Origin of the sequence: Brevundimonas mediterranea, assembly GCF_014196125.1 — a bacterium.
GTDB classification, from domain to species: domain Bacteria; phylum Pseudomonadota; class Alphaproteobacteria; order Caulobacterales; family Caulobacteraceae; genus Brevundimonas; species Brevundimonas mediterranea.
Genome location: NZ_JACIDA010000001.1, coordinates 1,350,089 through 1,369,806 on the forward strand (window position 1 = coordinate 1,350,089; position 19,718 = coordinate 1,369,806).

Annotated in this window: 13 protein-coding genes; 6 read left to right on the forward strand and 7 right to left on the reverse strand. The window is 65.7% G+C overall.

Annotated features, from left to right (window positions below; genetic code table 11):
- Nucleotides 1–89: 89 nt before the first annotated feature.
- A complete protein-coding gene (locus GGR11_RS06775; RefSeq protein WP_183195962.1) occupies nucleotides 90–2,069 on the reverse strand; it encodes an acetyl-CoA carboxylase biotin carboxylase subunit in 1,980 nt (659 codons plus the stop codon).
- 123 nt (nucleotides 2,070–2,192) lie between these two features.
- Here GGR11_RS06775 and GGR11_RS06780 point away from each other — a divergent pair, with 123 nt between their 5' ends.
- Complete coding sequence (locus tag GGR11_RS06780) at nucleotides 2,193–2,933, forward strand: type II toxin-antitoxin system death-on-curing family toxin (RefSeq protein WP_183195963.1); 741 nt, start codon at nucleotides 2,193–2,195, stop codon at nucleotides 2,931–2,933.
- A 1-nt stretch (nucleotide 2,934) separates the two neighbouring features.
- Here GGR11_RS06780 and GGR11_RS06785 read toward each other — a convergent pair whose 3' ends face one another.
- On the reverse strand, nucleotides 2,935–4,470 hold the full coding sequence (locus tag GGR11_RS06785) for an acyl-CoA carboxylase subunit beta (protein ID WP_183195964.1): 1,536 nt from the start codon (nucleotides 4,468–4,470) through the stop codon (nucleotides 2,935–2,937).
- Here GGR11_RS06785 and GGR11_RS06790 point away from each other — a divergent pair.
- The 4 genes from GGR11_RS06790 (at nucleotide 4,469) to GGR11_RS06805 (ending at nucleotide 8,070) form a co-directional block, all read left to right on the forward strand.
- On the forward strand, nucleotides 4,469–4,609 hold the full coding sequence (locus GGR11_RS06790; protein WP_183195965.1) for a hypothetical protein: 141 nt from the start codon (nucleotides 4,469–4,471) through the stop codon (nucleotides 4,607–4,609). The two genes, GGR11_RS06785 and GGR11_RS06790, sit on opposite strands and share 2 nt — an antisense overlap.
- Entirely contained in the window at nucleotides 4,602–6,038 is a 1,437-nt protein-coding gene (locus tag GGR11_RS06795) for a helix-turn-helix domain-containing protein (protein WP_183195966.1), read from the forward strand. Before GGR11_RS06790 ends, GGR11_RS06795 begins: the two co-directional genes overlap by 8 nt.
- Before the next feature lie 7 nt (nucleotides 6,039–6,045).
- Nucleotides 6,046–7,083, forward strand: a complete 1,038-nt coding sequence (locus GGR11_RS06800; protein WP_183195967.1) for an oxidoreductase — start codon at nucleotides 6,046–6,048, stop codon at nucleotides 7,081–7,083.
- Nucleotides 7,084–7,239: 156 nt separating this feature from the next.
- Nucleotides 7,240–8,070 carry a hypothetical protein gene (locus GGR11_RS06805; RefSeq protein WP_183195968.1) on the forward strand — a complete coding sequence of 277 codons (831 nt, stop codon included), beginning with the start codon at nucleotides 7,240–7,242 and terminating at the stop codon, nucleotides 8,068–8,070.
- A gap of 63 nt (nucleotides 8,071–8,133) precedes the next feature.
- On the opposite strand, the gene GGR11_RS06810 is transcribed toward GGR11_RS06805, so the two are convergent.
- Nucleotides 8,134–9,951, reverse strand: coding sequence for a phosphocholine-specific phospholipase C (locus GGR11_RS06810; RefSeq protein ID WP_425485670.1), 1,818 nt, complete (start codon nucleotides 9,949–9,951; stop codon nucleotides 8,134–8,136).
- A gap of 79 nt (nucleotides 9,952–10,030) precedes the next feature.
- Nucleotides 10,031–12,694, reverse strand: coding sequence for a TonB-dependent receptor (locus GGR11_RS06815; protein WP_183195970.1), 2,664 nt, complete (start codon nucleotides 12,692–12,694; stop codon nucleotides 10,031–10,033).
- Nucleotides 12,695–12,856: 162 nt separating this feature from the next.
- Between GGR11_RS06815 and GGR11_RS06820 the strand changes: the two genes are divergently transcribed.
- Entirely contained in the window at nucleotides 12,857–13,618 is a 762-nt protein-coding gene (locus GGR11_RS06820; protein ID WP_183195971.1) for a DeoR/GlpR family DNA-binding transcription regulator, read from the forward strand.
- 115 nt (nucleotides 13,619–13,733) lie between these two features.
- On the opposite strand, the gene GGR11_RS06825 is transcribed toward GGR11_RS06820, so the two are convergent.
- From GGR11_RS06825 to GGR11_RS06835, 3 genes are all read right to left on the reverse strand, one after another.
- Nucleotides 13,734–16,604: a TonB-dependent receptor gene (locus tag GGR11_RS06825; RefSeq protein ID WP_246331583.1), complete on the reverse strand. Its 2,871-nt coding sequence runs from the start codon at nucleotides 16,602–16,604 to the stop codon at nucleotides 13,734–13,736.
- Nucleotides 16,605–16,858: 254 nt separating this feature from the next.
- A complete protein-coding gene (locus tag GGR11_RS06830) occupies nucleotides 16,859–17,434 on the reverse strand; it encodes an HD domain-containing protein (protein WP_183195973.1) in 576 nt (191 codons plus the stop codon).
- A 53-nt stretch (nucleotides 17,435–17,487) separates the two neighbouring features.
- Nucleotides 17,488–19,626 (reverse strand): phosphocholine-specific phospholipase C, encoded by a 2,139-nt coding sequence (locus tag GGR11_RS06835; RefSeq protein ID WP_183195974.1) that lies wholly within the window; start codon nucleotides 19,624–19,626, stop codon nucleotides 17,488–17,490.
- Nucleotides 19,627–19,718 lie beyond the last annotated feature (92 nt).

Genomic DNA, 19,718 nt, shown 5'->3' on the forward strand with positions numbered 1-19,718 from the left:
TTCGCGCTCACGCGCGCCGCTGGGTCCCCCGGTCTGCGCCGCGAAAACGCGGCTTGCCGGAGGATGACGAAAGAAGAGAAGCGCAGGCATCACCCGAACTCCACCAGCACGTCATCCGCCGCCACAGGATCGCCGTCCTTGGCCCCCACCGCCTTCACCACCCCGTCGCGCTCCGCCTTCAGGATGTTCTGCATCTTCATGGCCTCGATGATCGCCACCGTCTCGCCGGTCTTGACCTCCTGGCCCACCACCACCGGGATCGACACCACCAGCCCCGGCATCGGCGACAGCACCAGTTTCGACGTATCCGCGACCGCCTTCTCCGGCAGGCGGGCATACAGTTCAGCGACATGCGGCCGCAGCACCCGCACCCGCGCCCGCGCCGCGCGGTGGCGGATGTCGAAGCCGTCGGCGACGCGCTTGACCTCGGCGGTGAAGGCCTCGCCGTCCAGCTCGGCCTTGAACTGGGCCAGACCGGGCCGCCAGTCGATGTCCGACAGGCGGATGTCGCCCCCGCCCGTCAGGGTCAGGATCATCTCCTCGTCCTCGTCATAGGACAGACCGACGCCGTGCGGCGTCTTGTCGATCATCACGATCCAGTCGGTGCGGTCCGACGGGTCGCCGTCCTGTTCGGCGATCACCTCGTGCATGGCCAGGGCCGAGGCGATCAGAATCCGCTCCTGCTCCACCGTGGGGCGCAGGCCGTGGAAACCGTCCGGGAACTCGTCCTTGATATAGCTGGTCGACAGTTCGCCCGACTTGAACCGCTCCTGGTCCATCACCGCCGCCAGGAAGGGCACATTATGCCCCAGGCCCGACAGGTGGGTGTCCTCCAGGGCGCGAGCCATGCCCGTCACCGCGTCCTCGCGCGTCTCGCCCCAGGCGCACAGTTTGGCGATCATCGGGTCGTAGAACATGCTGATCTCGTCGCCCTCGCGGACGCCGGAATCGTTGCGGACCACATAGCCGTCCTGCTCGCCTTCCTCGGGCTGCTCATAGCGGACCAGCCGCCCGATGGACGGCAGGAAGCCGCGATAAGGGTCCTCGGCGTAGATCCGGCTCTCGATGGCCCAGCCGTTGATCTTCAGGTCCTTCTGTTCGAAAGCCAGGGCCTCTCCCCAGGCCGAGCGGATCATCTGTTCGACCAGATCGACCCCGGTGATCAGCTCCGTCACCGGATGCTCGACCTGCAACCGGGTGTTCATCTCCAGGAAGTAGAAGCTCTTGTCCTGACCGGCCACGAACTCGACCGTGCCGGCGCTGTCATAGTTGACCGCCTGGGCCAGGGCGACGGCCTGCGCCCCCATGGCGGCGCGGGTGGCCTCGTCCAGCAGGGGCGAGGGCGCCTCCTCGATGACCTTCTGGTTGCGGCGCTGGATCGAACATTCGCGCTCGAACAGGTGGACCACATGGCCGTGCTTGTCGCCCAGCACCTGGATCTCGATGTGGCGCGGATCGATGATGAACTTTTCCAGGAAGACCCGGTCGTCGCCGAAGGCGTTCAGCGCCTCGGCCTTCACCGCCGCAAACCCCTCGGCCATGTCGGCGTCCGAATGGGCCACGCGGATGCCCTTGCCGCCGCCGCCGGCGCTCGCCTTGATCATGATCGGATAGCCGATCTCGTTGGCGATCTTCACCGCCTCTTCCGGCGTCTCGATCAGGCCCATATGCCCCGGCACGGTCGAGACCCCCGCCTCGGCCGCCAGCTTCTTGGAGCTGATCTTGTCGCCCATGGCCTCGATGGCCTCGGGGTTCGGCCCGATGAAGGCGATCCCCTCGTCCCTCAGCCGCCGCGCGAACCCGGCGTTCTCGCTCAGGAACCCAAAGCCCGGATGCACGGCCTGCGCCCCCGTCTGGCGCACCGCCTCGACGATCTTGTCCGCCAGCAGATAGGACTGCGCCGCCGGCGCCGGCCCGATCAGCACCGCCTCGTCAGCCATCTCGACCGCCAACGAGCCTGCGTCGGCCTCCGAATAGACCTGCACGGTCTGGATGCCCATGCGGCGGCAGGTCTTGATGATCCGAACCGCGATCTCGCCCCGGTTGGCGATGAGGATTTTGGAGAACATGGTGGTCCTTGTTCCTGCGCAACACAGGGGCGGAATTAGTTAAGCGGCGGACTCAAGCAGGTCGTTCGTCACAGCTTGACTATCGGTGCCCATTGTCGTCGGTAGCCTCGGGAGAACGATGTCATGCAACTGTCCGTCGAAGAAGTTTTGGAAATTCACGAATTGCTGGTGGAGTGGTTTGAGGATAGCGAAGACCCGATCTCGCCTCCTGGCCTAAAGAACAGAAATCTTCTGGAATCAGCTGTTGGCCGACCATTCCAAACAGTTGGCGGTAAAGACTCATACCCCTCGCCTTTCGATAAGGCCGCAGCGCTTTTCCATTCTCTGGTCAACAACCATGCATTTCACAACGGAAACAAACGCATTGCCTTGACGGCTTCTCAAGTTCTCTTGGACCAAATCGGTCAATGGCTTGAAAAATCCACGGACAACGAAATGTACGAGTTCACTCGCCAAGCCGCCGCTCACGAGATTTGTGAGAAGCGCGTTGACGAAGTGGCGACAATATCTCAGTGGCTGGAAACAAATTCCCGTAAGGCAATACGCGGGGAGCATCCTCTGAAGTATTCGCAGCTCAAGGAGGCTCTTTCTCGCTTTGGATTCGAACTCGATCCGCCCGAAGGCGACAACCTTCTCAGCGTCTGGAAAGACGGGAAGGTTGTGGAGCGTGTTTCCAAGCAGGGAATTAAAGGGTTTCGACCCTATCATACCGATTACATCCTTGGCCTTAGAAAGCGGCTCGGACTCACGCCCGAAAACGGTGTGGACAGTCTCATATTCTATGGCCGACGCGGACCAACCGATGCCGCATCTGACTTCATAGAACTGCGGATCGAAGTGATGCGCCGGCTCGCAAAAACCTGAGTCACAGCGGAATATTATCGTGCTTCTTCCAGGGGTTCTCCTGGACCTTGTTCTTCAGCGTCCGCAGCGCCTTCACCAGCCGCCGCCGCGTCCCGTGCGGCATGATGACGTCGTCGATATAGCCCAGCCCCGCCGCCACGAACGGATTGGCGAACCGGTCCTTGTACTCCGCCTCGCGCGCCGCCAGGGCCGCCGGATCGCCGGCCTCCTTGCGGAAGATGATCTCGACCGCCCCCTTGGCGCCCATGACCGCGATCTCGGCGGTGGGCCAGGCGTAGTTGACGTCGCCGCGCAGGTGTTTCGAACTCATCACATCATAGGCGCCGCCATAGGCCTTGCGCGTGATCAGGGTCAGTTTCGGCACCGTCGCCTCGGCATAGGCGAACAGCAGCTTGGCCCCGTGTTTGATCAGGGCGCCGTATTCCTGCTTGGTCCCCGGCATGAAGCCCGGCACGTCCACCAGGGTCACCAGCGCGATGTCGAAGGCGTCGCAGAACCGCACGAACCGCGCGGCCTTGCGGCTTGAATCGATGTCCAGCACCCCGGCCAGCACCTGGGGCTGGTTGGCGACGATCCCGACCGTCTGGCCGTCCAGCCGGCCGAAGCCGCAGATGATGTTCTTGGCGAAGTCGGCCCCGATCTCGAAGAAGTCGGCCTCATCGACCACCTTCAGGATCAGCTCCTTCATGTCATAGGGCTGGTTCGGATTGGCCGGGACCAAGGTGTCCAGCGACGGTTCGTCCCGCTCGGGCTCGTCATAGCTCTCGCGCACCGGCGGCTTTTCGCGGTTCGACAGGGGCAGGAAGCCGATCAGGCGACGCACCTCCGACAGGGCCTCCAGATCATTCTCGAACGCCCCGTCCGCCACGCCCGACTTGCCGGCATGGACCCGCGCCCCGCCCAGGTCCTCGTGGCTGACGACCTCGTTGGTGACGGTCTTCACCACATCGGGGCCGGTCACGTACATGTAGCTCGTGTCCTTCACCATGAAGATGAAGTCGGTGATGGCCGGCGAATAGACGTCGCCCCCCGCGCACGGCCCCATGATCACGCTGATCTGGGGAATGACGCCGCTGGCGAGCGTGTTTTGCAGGAAGATGTCGGCGTAGCCGGCCAGGCTCTCGACCCCCTCCTGGATCCGCGCCCCGCCGGCGTCGAACAGGCCGATGATCGGCGCACCCGTCGTCAGAGCCATCTTCTGCAGCTTGACGATCTTGGCCGCATGGGCGCCCGACAGCGACCCGCCGAAGACAGTGAAATCCTTGGAGAAGACATAGACCAGACGCCCGCCGATGGTGCCGCGCCCCGTCACCACCCCGTCGCCGGGGATGCGTTGCGTCTCCATGCCGAAGTCGTGGCTGCGGTGCTCGACGAACATGTCGGTCTCCTCGAAGGAGCCCTCGTCCAGCAGAACGTCGATGCGTTCGCGCGCCGTCAGCTTGCCCTTGGCGTGCTGGGCGGCGATACGCTTTTCCCCGCCGCCCAGTTTGGCGGCGGCGCGACGGCGCTCCAGTTCTTCAAGGATGGCTTGAGTCATGATCGGTTTCGGCCTTGTGTTCGAACGGCAAGGAGTGGCGGCTTCATCGCAAAATGGCAAACGCAACTTTGCAAAAGGTGCGGAACTGCGCGGACTTGCAAAGGCAGCGGCTGTGAACTGCAAACTTGCGAATGGCTGAGAAGCTTTTCCTGGGCGCCAAGCTGCGCAAGCTGCGCGAGGCGCGCGGCTGGACGCTGGAGGCCTGCGCCGAACGTCTGGGCCTGTCGCCCTCCTATCTGTCGCAGATCGAGACCAATCAGCGCCCGGCCACCGCCCGCGTCCTGATCGCCCTGACCCGCGCCTTCCATATCGACGCCAGCCTGTTCGATCTTGAGGGCGACGCCCGCCTGATCGCCGACCTGCGCGAGGCCACCACCGACATCGCCGGCCCGGTCAGCGGCGGGGCCGAACCCCCGACCGCGGCCGAGCTGAAACAGGCCGTCGCCAACACCCCGCGCCTGGCCCATCAGTTCCTGGCCCTGCACCAGGCCTTCCGCCAGCTGGACGAGCGGGTGAAGGCGCTGGACGACACCCTGGGCCGCGACGAACTGGGCGCCCGCGTCGCCCTGCTGCCCTATGAAGAAGTCCGCGACTTCTTCCACTACCGCGACAACTACGTCGACAGTCTGGACACGGCGGCCGAGGCCCTGGCGGCAGAGGTGCCCCAGGACGGCCCGATCGAACGGGCGCTGGAGACCGTGCTAGCCGACCGGCACGGCGTCCGCACCGTCTATATCGCGGGTCAGGAGGCCCTGCGCCGCTATGATCCGGCCAACCGGGTGCTGACCCTCGACGCCTGGCGGCCCGGCGCGACCCGGTCGTTCCAGCTGGCCCACCAGCTGGCCCTGCTGTCCTTCCGCGACCTGATCGAAACCGAGCTGGACCAGGCCGCCTTCCGCACCCAGGCCGCGCGCGACGTGGCCCGCGTCGGCCTGGCCAACTACGCCGCCGGCGCCCTGCTGCTGCCCTACCGCGCCTTCCTGGAGGCGGCGCGGGCCGAGAAGCACGACATCGACCGGTTACGCACCCGCTTCCAGGTCAGTTTCGAACAGGTCTGCCACCGGCTCTCGACCCTGCAACGGCCCGGCTGGCGCGGCGTGCCCTTCTATTTCGCCCGCGTCGACATGGCCGGCAACATCACCAAACGCCACAGCGCCACCCGTTTCCAGTTCGCCCGCTTCGGCGGCGCCTGCCCCCTGTGGAACGTCCACGAAGCCTTCGCCACGCCCGACCGCATCGGGGTGCAGCTGGCCGAGATGCCCGACGGCTCGCGCTACATCTCCATCGCCCGCTCAGTGTCCAAGCCCAGCGGCTCCTATCTGGCCAACGACCGGCGCTACGCCCTGTCCCTGGGCTGCGAGGTCGAGTACGCCGGCTCGCTGGTCTATGCCGCCGGCCTGGACCTGAACGGCCCCGCCGCCCGGATCGGCGTCAGCTGCCGCATCTGCGAGCGCATCGACTGCACCCAGCGCGCCTTCCCGCCCCTGGACCGCGCCCTGCACGTGCCCGAGAACGAGCGCGGCGTGGTGCCCTATGTGCTGGATGGCCCGCGCCCGGACCGCTATTGATCGAGGCATGACCTCACATGCACCCATCGGCGTCGCCGTCGTCGGCTACGGCCTGGCGGGCCAGACCTTCCACGCCCCGCTGATCGCCGCCACCCCCGGCCTGACCCTGACCGCCGTCGTCTCGTCGCGGCCCGAGGCAGTGCACGCCGACCTGCCCGAGGTCGCAGTCCTGCCCGACCTGGACGCGGCCCTGGCCCGCGACGACATCGGCCTGATCGTCGTCGCCACCCCCGACGCCCTGCACGCCGAACAGTCGATCGCCGCGCTTCAGGCCGGCAAGTCGGTGGTGGTGGACAAGCCCTTCGCCGCCACTCTGGCCGACGCCCAAGCCGTCGCCGCCGTCGCGGCCGCCTCGCCCGGCGTATTCAGCGTCTTCCAGAACCGCCGCTGGGACGCGGACTTCCTGACCCTGCGCCGCCTGATCGCGGATGGGAAACTGGGCGAAGTCGCCGTGTTCGAAAGCCACTACGACCGCTTCCGCCCCGCCGTCACCGACCGCTGGAAGGACCAGCGCGACGGCGGCGTCTGGGCCGACCTGGGCCCGCACCTGATCGACCAGGCGGTGCAGCTGTTCGGCCCGCCCCTGGGCGTCTACGCCGACCTCCAGGCCCAGCGCGTCGGCGCCACGGCCATCGACTACGCCCACGTCCTACTGCGCTACGACCGGCTGCGCGTCATCCTGAACATGAGCCACCTCGCCGCCGAGGCCAGCCTCCGGTACGTCGTCCACGGCACAGGCGGCAGCTTTATCAAACACGGCCTCGACGCCCAGGAGGGCCAGTCCAAGGCGGGCTTACGTCCCGGCGACCCCGACTGGGGCCTCGACCCCTCGCCCGGCGTCCTGACGAAACAGATCGACGGCGAAACCCTCCGCACCGCCCCCACGCCCGAACGCGGCGACTACCCCGCCTTCTACGCCGCCGTCCGCGACGCCATCCGGGGCGAAGCCCCCCCGCCCGTCCCCGCCGCCCAGGCCCTGACCGTCATGCGCATCCTCGACGCTGGTCTCCGCAGCGCGGCCGAGGGCCGCGAGATCGCGCTTTAAGACCCCGGCTTCGCGCGCCTTGGCCGTAACGATCGAGTCTAAAAAACCCGTGTTATTACTGAGCGATACTACTTATTCGGGAAATAGATGCTACTTTTGATTGACTTTTGTCGCTCAACCTAACACCCTCGAGTTGCAACTCAGGGAGAAGCCACTATGTCAGTCATCGTTACGCTTCACATCTTCTCTGGTCGTCCGGACCCGGTTTGGGAATTGGCGGAAGACCAGGTCCTTCAACTCACGGAACGGCTCCGATCCACGCAGGAGCGGTCGCTTCTTCGCCCCCCCGGCATCGCCGGCGCCCTGGGCTATCGGGGCTTCAGCATCCTCAGCACGGGCGAGAAGGCGCTGGATTCGCACATCTTCATCCACCAGGGCCTCGCCGAGATCGGCGGCCTCAATATTTCGCTCAACCTCGGATCGCCCGAAACCGAACTGTTCCTGCTCGAAACCGGCCGGGCGGCGCTTCCGGACGATCTCTACGACTATGTCACGGGGGAAATCGGCGGAGAGGGTTTTAAGGCGGAGGCCGCGCCCACGGTGTTCGCCGCGCCGCCCTATGATCCGGGGAAGTGGAATAACAACCCCTACATCATGGCGAACAACAACTGCTACAACTACGCCAACGACAAGATCACCAACAGTTTCGCACAGCCCGGGCGCGGGTCCGGTCAGATGTACACGACGTTCAGCTGCGACAACGTCGGCGCCGCCTCGCAGCGCGACGGCCAGATCCTGATCCCCAATCCCAACGTCACCCCGGCGGCGGGGCAGATCATCTGCCTGGTCATCTGGCCCGGAAATGACTTCCACTGGTATCGAAGGGACAGCAACGGCCTGTGGTCTCACAAACCCGGCAGCACGCCGGCCAAGAATACGGACAACTCCGGAAACCTGATCCAGAGCCCGGCCACCTGCAATCGCGGCCCCTATGTGAACCTCTGCAGCTATTTCAACAGCATTCCCGCCCAAACCCAGATCTGGTGAAGAGGGCGTGGCGCCTGGACGGCTCGGGCCTTCGTCCCCTGCCGTCCAGGCCTCAGCCTTGGGTCAGCCGACGAAATGACCGACCCGCCCTGACGGTCCCAGAACCCAGAGGTCGTATCGTCCTCCATCGGGCGCCAGCGCCCATACCCCCGTCAGGCTCTCGCCCGCCCCGACGGTGTAGCGACGAGGAACTCGGTCCAGGTGCAGCCGGTCGTAGACATGGAAGACAGCGGCCAACTCGCCCTGAACCGAGAAGGTCAGCGTGGCCTCGCTCCTGTCCGCATTCACGTCGCAGGTCGCCTGGAGCCGATATCGGGTCGGACGGGCCGGCCTTTCGCCGGGCTCCTGAGGCGGTCGACTGTGATCGGCGGGCAGGACGGGCGTCGGCTGATGCGGAATGGCCGCGGCCCGCAACCGGGCGTCCGTCGTGTCCGGCAACAGCCGGGTGAAATCGGTGTCGTTGGGCGTCGCGAAATCGAAGGCGGTGGTCAGGTCGCTGCACACCGCGCGTCGCCAGGCCGAGATATTGGGCTCCATCACGCCGAATCGGCGCTCCAAAAAGCGGATGACGGAGGTGTGGTCCGCGACTTCCGAATGGACCCAACCGCCCCGCGACCAGGGGGACAGGACATACATGGGCACGCGTGGCCCAAGACCGTAGGGCCGGCCGCGGAACTCCGCCGTGTCGCCATCGGCGCCGGGCGCGGGCAGACGGTGGTATTCGCCGGCCGTCGAGACGGTCGAGGCGCCGGCGAACCCGCCGGGCGCCTGCGGATCCGGCGAAGGCGGGGCGGGCGGCGGCACATGATCGAAGAAGCCGTCGTTCTCGTCGAAATTGATGAACAGCACGGTTCTGGCCCAGACCGCCGGATCGGCGGTCAGGGCGTCGATCACCCGCGCCATATAGTCCGCGCCCTGGGCCGGGCTGGACGGGCCGGGATGTTCAGACCCCTCGGCCGTGCCGATGATCCACGACACCTGCGGCAGACGGCCGCCCAACACGTCGGCCTTCAGTTGGTCCAGATCGCGCGTCGACAGGGCGCGGTCCTTCAGCGCCGGATCCGAGCCGGGCTCGTCGCGCCAGGCCCGCCGGTAGGCCATGAAGTTCTGCACGGGGTTGTCGCCGAAATTGTCGGCCAGATTCTGGTAGTGGCGCCAGTCGATCCCCGCCGCCTGGAGCCGCTCGGCGTAGGTGGTCCAGTCATAGCGCGGCTGGCCGTCATCAGGCTTGTTCAGGTCGTCGTCGACATTGTCGACCACCGGCCCGCCGGCGAGGCCGTGGGGATCATTGGTCCCGCTGAACAGGAACAGCCGGTTGGTGTTGGTGCCGGTCTGGACCGAGCAGTGATAGGCGTCGCAGAGGGTGAAGGCCTCGGCCATGGCGTATTGGAATGGAATGTCCTCGCGCCTGTAGAAGCCCAGGGCGCGCTGGGTCTTGGCCTCGGGCCAATGCGCCATCCGCCCCTGATCCCAGGCGGCCTGGGCGTCGGGCCAGTGGTGGGGCGTGCCCTCCATCCGCATCAGGTCGAAATTCGCCTCAGTCGACAGATGGAAGGGGCTGATGTCCGCAGGCGGCTGGACCGTGCGGTCGGTCTGGGTCCAGACGTCGCGCGGCGCGCCGTCGGAACCGACCGCGACGGGAATGGGATGGGCGTCGCCAAAGCCCCGCACCCCCGCCATGGCGCCGAAATAATGATCGAAGCTGCGGTTCTCCTGCATCAGGATCACGACATGGGCCACATCCTCGATCGTGCCCTTGCGGACATCGGCCGGAATGGACAGGGCCCGCGCCAGAGACGCCGGAAGGCCCGCCGCCAGGGCCGCGCCCAGGCCGCCCGCCAAACCACCCGCCAGAAGAGATCGCCGATCGACAGACATGATGTATTTTCCGAAACAGGGGCCCGCGCCGATCTTATGACCGGCGCGGGCGACAGGCTTGCGACGATTGAGGCGAGCCGCCTCAGCGACGCCAGGTCAGGCCCAGACCCAGCATGCGCGGCGCGGTCTGATAGCCGATGGTGTAGCGTTCCGACTTGCCGCGCGTGGCCCAGTAGCCGGCCTCGCCCGTCAGGTTCTCGCCATAGAGGCTGAGCACCAGTTGGTCGGTCAGTTGCAAACGCGCGCCGAAGTCGAGCGTCGCCTGGGGCTGGATATATTCATCCAGGGCGTTGGCGCGCAGGGTCGCGATGTAGCGCCCCCGGTAGCTGTATCCCAGGTCGGCGTCGAACCGGTCGCGCTTGTAGCCGATGCCGATATTGCCCAGCACTTCGGGCGCATTGGGCAGGCCGACCTCGACGCCGTCGCGCCAGGCGATGCCCGGATCCGCCTTGCTGGGCTGATAGGTGTAGTTGGCCCAGGCCGAGAAGCCGGCGACCAGGTCGCGACGACCGGCCAGTTCCAGACCCCAGATGCTGGCGTCCTTGCCGTTGGCCGAGGTCGTGATCGGCACGCCGTCTTCGCCCACGATGACCTGCGAACCCGCCGACTGGTAGATGAAGTTGTCGATCTCCTTGCGGAACAGGCCCGCCGAGAAGAAGCCCTGGTCGCCGGAGTATTGAACGCCCAGATCGAAGTTCAGCGCCTCAGCCGGCTTCAGATCGGGATTGCCCTTTGAAATCGAGACGATCCGGGGGCCGTTGGACTCGACGTTGATCCCCTTGGAAATGTCGGTGAAGTTCGGGCGGGCGAACGAGGTCCAGACGGCGGCGCGGACGGTCCAGTCGGCGTTCGGGCGCCAATCGACGTGCAGGCTGGGCAGAAACTCCGTGTAGTTGGCCTCGGTGGTGCCGGTCGCGCCGCCGAACTCGCGTGTGACAACGCCGGTGACGGCGTCCTCGGTCGTGACCAGCGCCTCATTGTGGACGTCCGTCCGCTCGAGGCGCGCGCCTGCGGTAGCCGACCAGGCGCCCCGCTCAAGCACCGCCATGGCGTAACCGCTGTAGCTGGTCTCATGGCCGGTGGAGTCGTTCAGGTTCCAGGGATATTCCGCGTCGGTCACGCGGGGCGCGGCCTGCAGCAGGGCCAGAACCCGGTTCATTTCCATGATCGTGCCGAAGCGGGTCCGGTCGCGATAGTGGTCGTCGTCGAAATGATCGATCGAGCCCGCGATCAGGTCGGTATGGCTCGAAAGGGGCGAACCGCCGGCCAGTCCCGGAATATCCCGCGTGCCGCTGTCGACGTCCTGCTGCTGGTCATAGTCACGCTGGGACCGGCGGAACCGGAAACCGCCCTTGACGGTCTTCAGCGGCCCCTTGCCCTCGGGGGACCAGGTCAGATTGGTCGTGGCGAAGGCCTGGGAGTCTTCGGAAATCCGGCGATACAGTTCGGCGTAGTCGAACTGCAGGTTGGCGGGGTTAAGCATGGCGGTAGACTGCGCCTCGCTCATCACCCAGGTCGGGTGTTTGCTGTCCGAGGCGTCGAAGCTGATCGGCGTGTTGAAGATCGGCAGGCTGCTGTCCGTGACATACTCAATATACCACTGGTTTGGCGTCTCGGTCCGGCCGTAGGTATAGGCGATATCGTAATCCAGCTCGAAGGCGCTGCGGACGTGGCGGCCGCCGAAGTCGACCATGGCCAACCGGTTGTCTTCCTGCTTCACCTCGGCGCCCATCAGGGACGAGAAGCCGTTGATCGCGCCGGCGGCATTCAGGCCGGTCTTGACGTCGATATAGTCGTGCAGCTGATCATTCTTCCACTGCGAATAGAGGCCGCGCAGATGCAGGGCGTCGTCGGCCGAGGGGCGGTATTCCAGAGTGAAGTTGCCGCCGGTGCGATCAATGTCGTTCACGAACCGGTCGAGGCCGTGCGAGACCAGCCGCAGCTCGGTGCTCTCCGGCAAGACGATATTGTCGGCGGGGAGGACTCCGTTCGGGCGCCAGCTGGTGTTGTAGCTGATGTTCTCGTTGCGCTCACCGGTGATGGTCCGCTCGGTGTGGAAGACGACGCCATAGAGACCCAGGGTCTTGGCCTCGTTCAGGAAGGTCGAGAAGGCGCCGGTCAGGTCGGTCGCCGTCTTGTCGGCGATGTTCTCGCGGCTGGCGCGGGCGGACAGGGTGGCGAGGTTCTCGCCGAAATCGAAGGGACTGGGCAGGCGGAAATCGATGGTGCCGCCGACCGCATCGCCGTCGAGATCCGGCGTCACGCTCTTGACCACGCGCACGGTGTCCAGGCCGTCCGGCGGCAACAGATCCAACGCCACGGCGCGGTTGTCGCGTCCCGAGGTCGCCAGGCGCACCCCGTTCAGCGTGTATACGTTCAGGGCGCTGTCCAGACCGCGAATGCTGACGTAGCGCGCGTCGCCCGTGCCGCGGTCGTTGACGGTGCTGACGCCCGGAAGCCGCTTCAGCGCGGCCGCCACACTGGTGGAGGGAATGGTCAGCAGTTCATCGGCGGAGATCACCTCGGACACGATGTCGGCCTGACGTTGCTCCGCCTCGGCGCGACGCGTGGCGTTGCGTGAGCCCGTGACGATGATTTCAGCGAGACTGGCGGGCTCGCCCGACGTCTGGCCCTGCGTGGTCTGGCCCTGGGCGTTCTGGGCCAAGGCGGCGGCGGGCAGAACCGCGGCGAGCGCGACGCCGCACAGCAGGGCGCGCGCGCCGAAGCGCGTGTTTGAAAGAACCATGATGACATCCCCTGATCTTGGACGGCGCCAAGCCGTCTCAGTGGATGATCTACGCCATCCCTGTGACACGGATGTGAACTATTGTGGTGTTTTGTGTTTTTATGTGGTTTTTGACGACGAAGGGCGTCACATGCCACATAGTATGCATTACAGGGGGACGCCTTGAACCAGACGGCCAGGCTCGACGCCATTCTTTCAGCCCTGTCGGATCAGGGATCGTGCACGATCACCGACCTCGCGGCGGCCTTCGCCGTCTCGGAAGAAACAGTGCGTCGCGACATTCGGCGCCTGGAGCAGGACGGGGCGGTGCGAAAGGTGCATGGCGGCGTACGCCTGCGCGACCGGCGGGCCGAGGCGCCCTGGCGTCAGCGGCTCAATGTCAATGCGGAGGCCAAGAAGCGGATCGCCGCCTGCGCGGCGAACTTGATCGAGCCCGGCATGACCCTGTTGCTGGATTCCAGCACAACGGCCTTCTGGATGGCGCGCGAGATCGCGTCGGTGACAAACCTGACCGTGATCACCAACAGTCTGGAAACCGCCGGCGAATTGTCAGCGACGTCGGATGCACGACTGTTCCTAGCGGGCGGCGCCGTCAATACGACTTATCGCGCGGCCTTTGGCGCCGAGGCGGCGGCCTACGCCAACCGGTTCGTGCCCGATCTCGCCATCTTCTCCATTGTCGCCATAGACGCCGCGCGGGGTTTTCTGGACCACGAGCCGGAAGAGGCCGAATATGCAAGGGCGGTCCTGCCGAACGCCCGCAAGACGATCTGCCTGGCCGATGCTTCTAAGTTCGAAGCGCCCGGCCGGATCATTGCGGCGGAATGGTCTCAGGTCGACCTGATCGTCACCGACCGTCCGGCCGCTCCCGCCATCGAAGCCGCTGCGCGGGAAAGCCGCACCGACATCCTGGTCGCGGACTGACCCGACGCGGGCTGGGTCAGGATTTCAGCGCTTCGCCCGACTAAGGCTCGGTCGCCGGACGCCTAGCCCGCCCCCGATCGCAAGATCGGGAGCGGGCCGGCGCTTCGTCTTCGGATCAGTAGGAGTAGGCCAGGCGGACCAGGAAGTTCCGACCGGGCTCCATATAATCCTTCTGGTACGAGGGGCTCTCGCCCTTGGTGGTGTAGTAGCGATGGCCGTCCAGGATGTTCTGGACGTCGAAGTCCATCGTCAGACCCGGGCGGAAGGTGTAGCGCGAGTGGAAGTCCAGGCTCTTGTTCGGCTGGACCCATTTATCGACGGCGTTGTCGCGCAGGTCTTCGATATAGGCGCCCTGGTACTGATACGACAGGCGGGCTTCGAAGCCGTATTTCTGATAAGTCAGAGAGGCGTTGTAGATCAGGTCCGGCGCCTGGATGAAGGAAATCGACCGGCCCTTGCGGTAGTCCAGACCGGTCTCGGCCTCGCTGACCTGACGGGTCAGGTTGGCCTCGACGCCGAAGCCGTCGAACGGCGCGCCCATGCCCTCGAACGACTTGATCAGGTTCAGTTCGACGCCCGTGATCCTGGCCGTCTCACCGTTCTTGGGTTGGCTGATGGTGATCGTGCCTTCCTGGGTGTCGGCGTCGACCGCGCTGCCGTTGGTGAAGATGAAGTGGTCAATCTTCTTGTGGAAGACGCCGATGGAGACCAGGCTGGAACGATCCGGGTAATATTCGGCCGAAACGTCCAGGTTCAGGGCCTCGGCCGGTTTCAGATCAGGATTGCCGCGGCTGATCGAGACGATGTCGCCCAAGGTCTGGCCCGGCCTCGGCTTTGCCCGCCCGACGCTGACGCCCCGCGAGATGTTGCTGAACTCGGGCCGGGAGAAGCTGGTCCAGATCGCGCCGCGATAAACGAAGTTGTCCGACGGACGATAGACCGCCGTCACGCTGGGCAGGACATTGGTATAGTGGCTGTCGGTGTCGCCGAAGCCGGTCTGGGCGCCGTCTTCGATCCAGTTGGTGTTGCTGACCTCGGTGTGTTCGACGCGCACCCCGGCGACCACGTCCAGATCGTTGAACTGGAAGCTGGCCAGGCCGTAGCCGGCGTAGATGGTCTCTTCGCCGCTCTTATCGCTAGAACTCAGATCAGCGTAGGAATAGGTGACCGGATTGGCCTTCTGGGCGGCCTCGATGGCGGCCGTCACCCGATCGCGGTTCAGGATGGCGCCATAGTAGTAGCGGCCGTTCAGAACGGAGCCGACCTCACGATCAATCAGGCCCGACTGACCCAGGCTCTTGCCATCCAGCGGCGTGTTGTCGAACGAACCGCCCCAGATCGGCGTGGCGTCGTATTCGCGCTCAGACCGAAGGACCTTGACGCCGGCCTTCAGGTGACGAACCACGCCTTCCATCTCATAGACGGCGTCGAACTTGAACGCCGTGCGCGCGTCGGTCTGTTTGTCGCGGCTGCGACCGCCGCCGTCATAGGGCAGCAGATTGGGATCGTTCTGCGCGCTCTGGGCGAAGGCCGGCAGTTGCGGCATGGGGAAGCGGGGGTCGTAGGACGACCACAGCAGGCCGGTCTGGTTGAACGGCGCCGAACAGGCGTCGCAGTTGTAGCCGATCGAGAAGCTGTCCGGTCCGCCCTTTTCGCCGGCGCTGTAGCTGAGGTCGTAATCAAGGGTCAGGCGGTTCAGACGGCTTTGGCCGCCCAGGTTGATCGTGCCCAGGGTCGAGACCTGGTCCAGGGTCTGGAAGGTCCGCGCGAACTGGAAGGTCTCGGGCTTCCAGACGCCGGAACGACCGAACAGCGACCAATAGGACGAGCTGCTCTGGCGGTCGGCGTCCGTGATCACGCCGTCGGCGTCGAAGTCTTTCATCTGCGCGACGGTGTAGCTGTAGATGCGGCCCTTGGCGCCGAAGCCGACGACGGCGTTGTCGGGCTGGATCAGGCTTGAGTTTTCAACATCGACTTGCTGAAGGCGCTTGGTCTTGCGGCTGCGGAAATCGGTGTAATCGTTCGTGCCCGTCCGTTCCAGCCGGCTGTACTGGCCGCGCAGATAGAAGTCGTTCGCGTCGCCGCGGTAATCCAGCGAGAAGTTTCCGCCGAACCGCTCCTGTTCGATACGGCGGTAGTCAAGGTCGATCCCCGGCAGATACATCGAACGCTCGTCGATCGCTTCTTCACTATCTTTGCGCCAGCGGTAGGGCTCCCACTCGCCGTCGTTTTCGGTTTCTTCGTTCAGGCTGTTGCTCTTGCCGTAGTTGAACGAGACGAAGGCGCCGAAACGGCTGTCGGACGACAGGCGGCTGGCGAAGTCCATCTGGATCTGGCCCGAACCGTCTTCTTCGCCCTGTTCCTGCGCCCGGTCATTGATCCCGTAGCTGAGGAAGGCGCGCGCAACCGGCTTGGTGAAGTCGAAGGCCGTCGGGGTCTGGAAGTTGACCGAGCCGCCGATGGCGTCGCCGTCCATGTCCGGCGTCAGCGTCTTGGAGACGGTGATGCTCTTCAGACCGTTGGGCGGCAGGACCGTCATCGACATCTTGCGGCTGTCGGGGTCGGTCAGGGCGACGCGGACGCCGTTGATCGAATAGGCGTTGAAGGTGCCGGCCAGCCCCCGGACCGAGACATATTCGCCCTCGCCCGTTTCCTGGTTCACCACCACATTGATGCCGGGCGCGCGCGCCAGGGCGTCGGCGACGTTGGCGTCGGGCAGTTTGCCCAGGTCGTCGGACGAGATCACGCTCGAGACCACGCCCGACCGGCGTTGGGCCTCGATGGCGTTGGCGGTGCTGAGACGCTGCCCCGTGACGACGACCTCGTCCACCTCGGCCGCAGCCGTGGCTTGGGGCTGATCCGTCTGGGCGTGGGCGGACGAGGCCGCCAGAACGGCGGAACCCGCCAGAAGGACCGTGCGCAGATCGGCGCCGGCGAAGATTTGACGATGAACGGCCCGCGCACGGGCGATGACATGACGCGACATGACTGTCTCCATTGATCCTGATGTGATTTCGGTTCGACCGATCAGGGTCGGCGCACGGCAGCCGTCAGCGATCAGCGACGCACGTGCGCGCCCTGTCGGTGTCGATCACCCTGTTGGCCCCCCGGCCGATCGTGTTCGGCTGTAACGACGTCGCTTCAGGCGACGTCGCTCGTTTTCTGTCTGGTCCGCCTATCCGGACCGGCGACGATTGAAACGCTCACTCATTCAACAACCCCCATGCGTTGAAATGAAAACTAGGCTTCCGCCCTGCGGTTGATCAGGTCGCAGAGAAGCTCGCGATAGGCCCCGAAGCCGTCGACCTCGACGCCCTGGGCCTTGCCCAGTTCGTCGTAGCGCCGCAGCCGCAGCGCGGCCTCGGCCGCCGGCAGGGCCATGAATTCCTCGGCCTCGGCCGGGCTCATCGGCCCGCCCTGCAAGGCCAGGCTCTGAAGCGAGGCCGCGCTGAGCCGATCCACATAGCCGGGCGCGGTGGCGGCCAGACAGCGTTTGGCCGCGACGTGCAGCCGGACCGGCTCGGTCACCTCCGGGCCAAAGGCGCGCGACAGGTAGCCGGCGCTGATATGTTCGTGGCGGGTGTCGATGCCGCGGTCGGCGGCGTCCTCGCCCGCCTTCTGCATCATATGGCCGACGTCGTGCAGCAGGGCCGCCGCCACCAGGGCCGGCGGCGCCCCATCGACGCGCGCGTGATGCGCGGTCTGCAGCGCATGCTCCAGCTGGCTGACGTCTTCGCCGTAATGCAGCGCGCCCAGTCGGCTGAACAGGTCCGACAGTTCGGTGAAGAAGGCGTCGGCATCCACGGGAGAAGTCATCGAAAGTCCGTCTGTAAGCTGGGTCGAAATCGGGTGGGCGGGCGTGGCGTCGGTCACAGGCGCATGCGTCCGATGGCCGGGTCGGTGCGGCTGGGACGACCGGTCTCCACATGACCGGCCAGGCGCTGAATGAAGGTGGGATCGTCCGCCACGGTCACGGTCAGATCGTACCAATGGTCGCTGCCGCGCAGATCCCAGACCGAACGCGCCGCCGTTCCGGGACGAAGGGTCAAGCGGCGGCGCGCCTCTCCTTCGGACAGGGGATAGGCGGCGTCCATGTCCAGCACCGCCTGCGCCGTCCCTTCCTGCGCACCGGTCAGCTCGACCGTCAGAAGGCCCTTGGCGTTGGTGGAGATCGTCAACTGGGGCTGGGGCCGCGTGGCGTCGCCGGCGAACCGACGATGGAAGCCGTTGGGACCGTGAACCGTCAGATCATAAACGCCGGGCCGACCGTCGTTCCAATGTCCGGCCGTATAGGTCTCCCCGGATCCCAGGGTGAAGCGCCACGGCCCCGCCCGGTCGGTGTTGTCGAACACCTGGAAGACCGCGCCCGTCCGCCCGCTGTTGACCAGATCGATCAGGACCGCCCCATCCGCGACACGGGCCGCAGCGGCCAGGTCATAGGGCAAGGGACGTGCGCCGCGCTGGGGTCCGTCCTGGAAGGCCGGCGTCTGGCGCTCCGGAATCCGCAGACTGGGCGCGGCCTTGGAACGCGCGACGCGCTGCATGTAGTCGGCCGTGGCCGGCAGGGACAGGGCCGCCCAGTCCTGGTTCGGGCGCGCGAAGTCGAAGGCCGAGGTCAAGTCGCCGCAGACGGTCCGACGCCAGTCGCTGATGTTTTCTTCCCTGACGCCGAAGCGTTTTTCCAGGAACTGAAGCGTGGAGGTGTGATCGAACACCTCCGAACAGACAAAGCCGCCACGGCTCCAGGGCGAGACCACAATGGCGGGCACCCGAATGCCCAGCCCCAGGGGATGCGCCCCACGATGGGCCGGATCGGCGTCCGGCCCATAGACCTTGGCTTCTCCGGCGACGGAGACCGTGCTGTGCCCCTGGTCCGGCGTCAGGGGCGGCATGGGCGGCTGGACATGGTCGTAGAAGCCCCCGGCCTCGTCATAGTTGACGATGAAGACGGTCTTGGAGAAGACCTCCGGATGATCGACCAGGGCCTCGATCAGCTTGGCGCAGACATGCTCGCCCTTGGACGGCTCGGCCTGGGGATGTTCGGACAGATCCGCCGCCGTAACGATCCACGACACCTGGGGCAACCGCCCGCCGGCGATGTCGGCGCGGAAGGCCTCCACCAGTTGCTCGCCGTCCGAGCGGGTGCGATCCGCGCCGGTCTTGTCTTCCGACACCCAGGCGCGGCCGCGCTGATACAGGGGCGAATTCTTGGGGCAGGGCCGGAACGGCTTGAACACCGACAGGATGTTGTCGCCGAAATTGTCGTATTCCTGATAGACCTTCCAACTGACGCCCGCCGCCTGGAGCCGTTCGGCGTAGGTGGTCCATTCGTGCGAACCGCGGGCCATCGGCCTGTCCTCGGCCATGTCGGCGCTGGGCGTCTCGTCCTCGCCGTAGTTGCTCATCTCCGGATCGCCGCCGACCTTTCCGCCGCCGTTGCAGCCGGTCCAGAGGTGCAGACGGTTCGGATAGGTCTGGGTCAGGGTCGAGCAGTGGTAGGCGTCGCAGACGGTGAAGGCGCCGGCCAGGGCGTAGTAGAACGGCAGGTCCGAGGCCTTGTAATAGGCCATCCGCTTGTGCAGTTCGCCTGAATGGCCCCACTGGTCGTAGCGGCCGCCGTTGACGATGGTGATGGCGGCCTTGTGCCCCTGGTCCGACCCATCGACCGTATAGGCGTTGGTGGTGCGCGAATCCCCGTGGAAGGGGATGACGAAACCGTCCGGATGTTCATCGCTGGGCTGGCGCCAGACCGTGGCCCCGCCGGGCAGAGGTTGCGGGCGGGGATCGCCGAAGCCGCGCACGCCGTTCAGGGCGCCGAGATAGTGATCGAAGGCGCGGTTCTCCTGCATGAAGATGACCACGTGCTCGACGTCCATGATGGTGCCGGTGGCGTTGTTGGCCGGAATGGCCATGGCCTTGCGCACCGTCGCCGGCAGCAGGTTCAAGGCTGCGCCGGCCGCTACACCGCCCAGCGCGCCCCGCAGGAAAGACCGCCGATCATTTGACATGGATCAAATCCCCCTCTTCAATTTTGGTATAGACCAGATGAAGGGAGATTTTCGGCGAAGTTTTCGTGAAGCTTGAGCGGCGAATGTCTGAA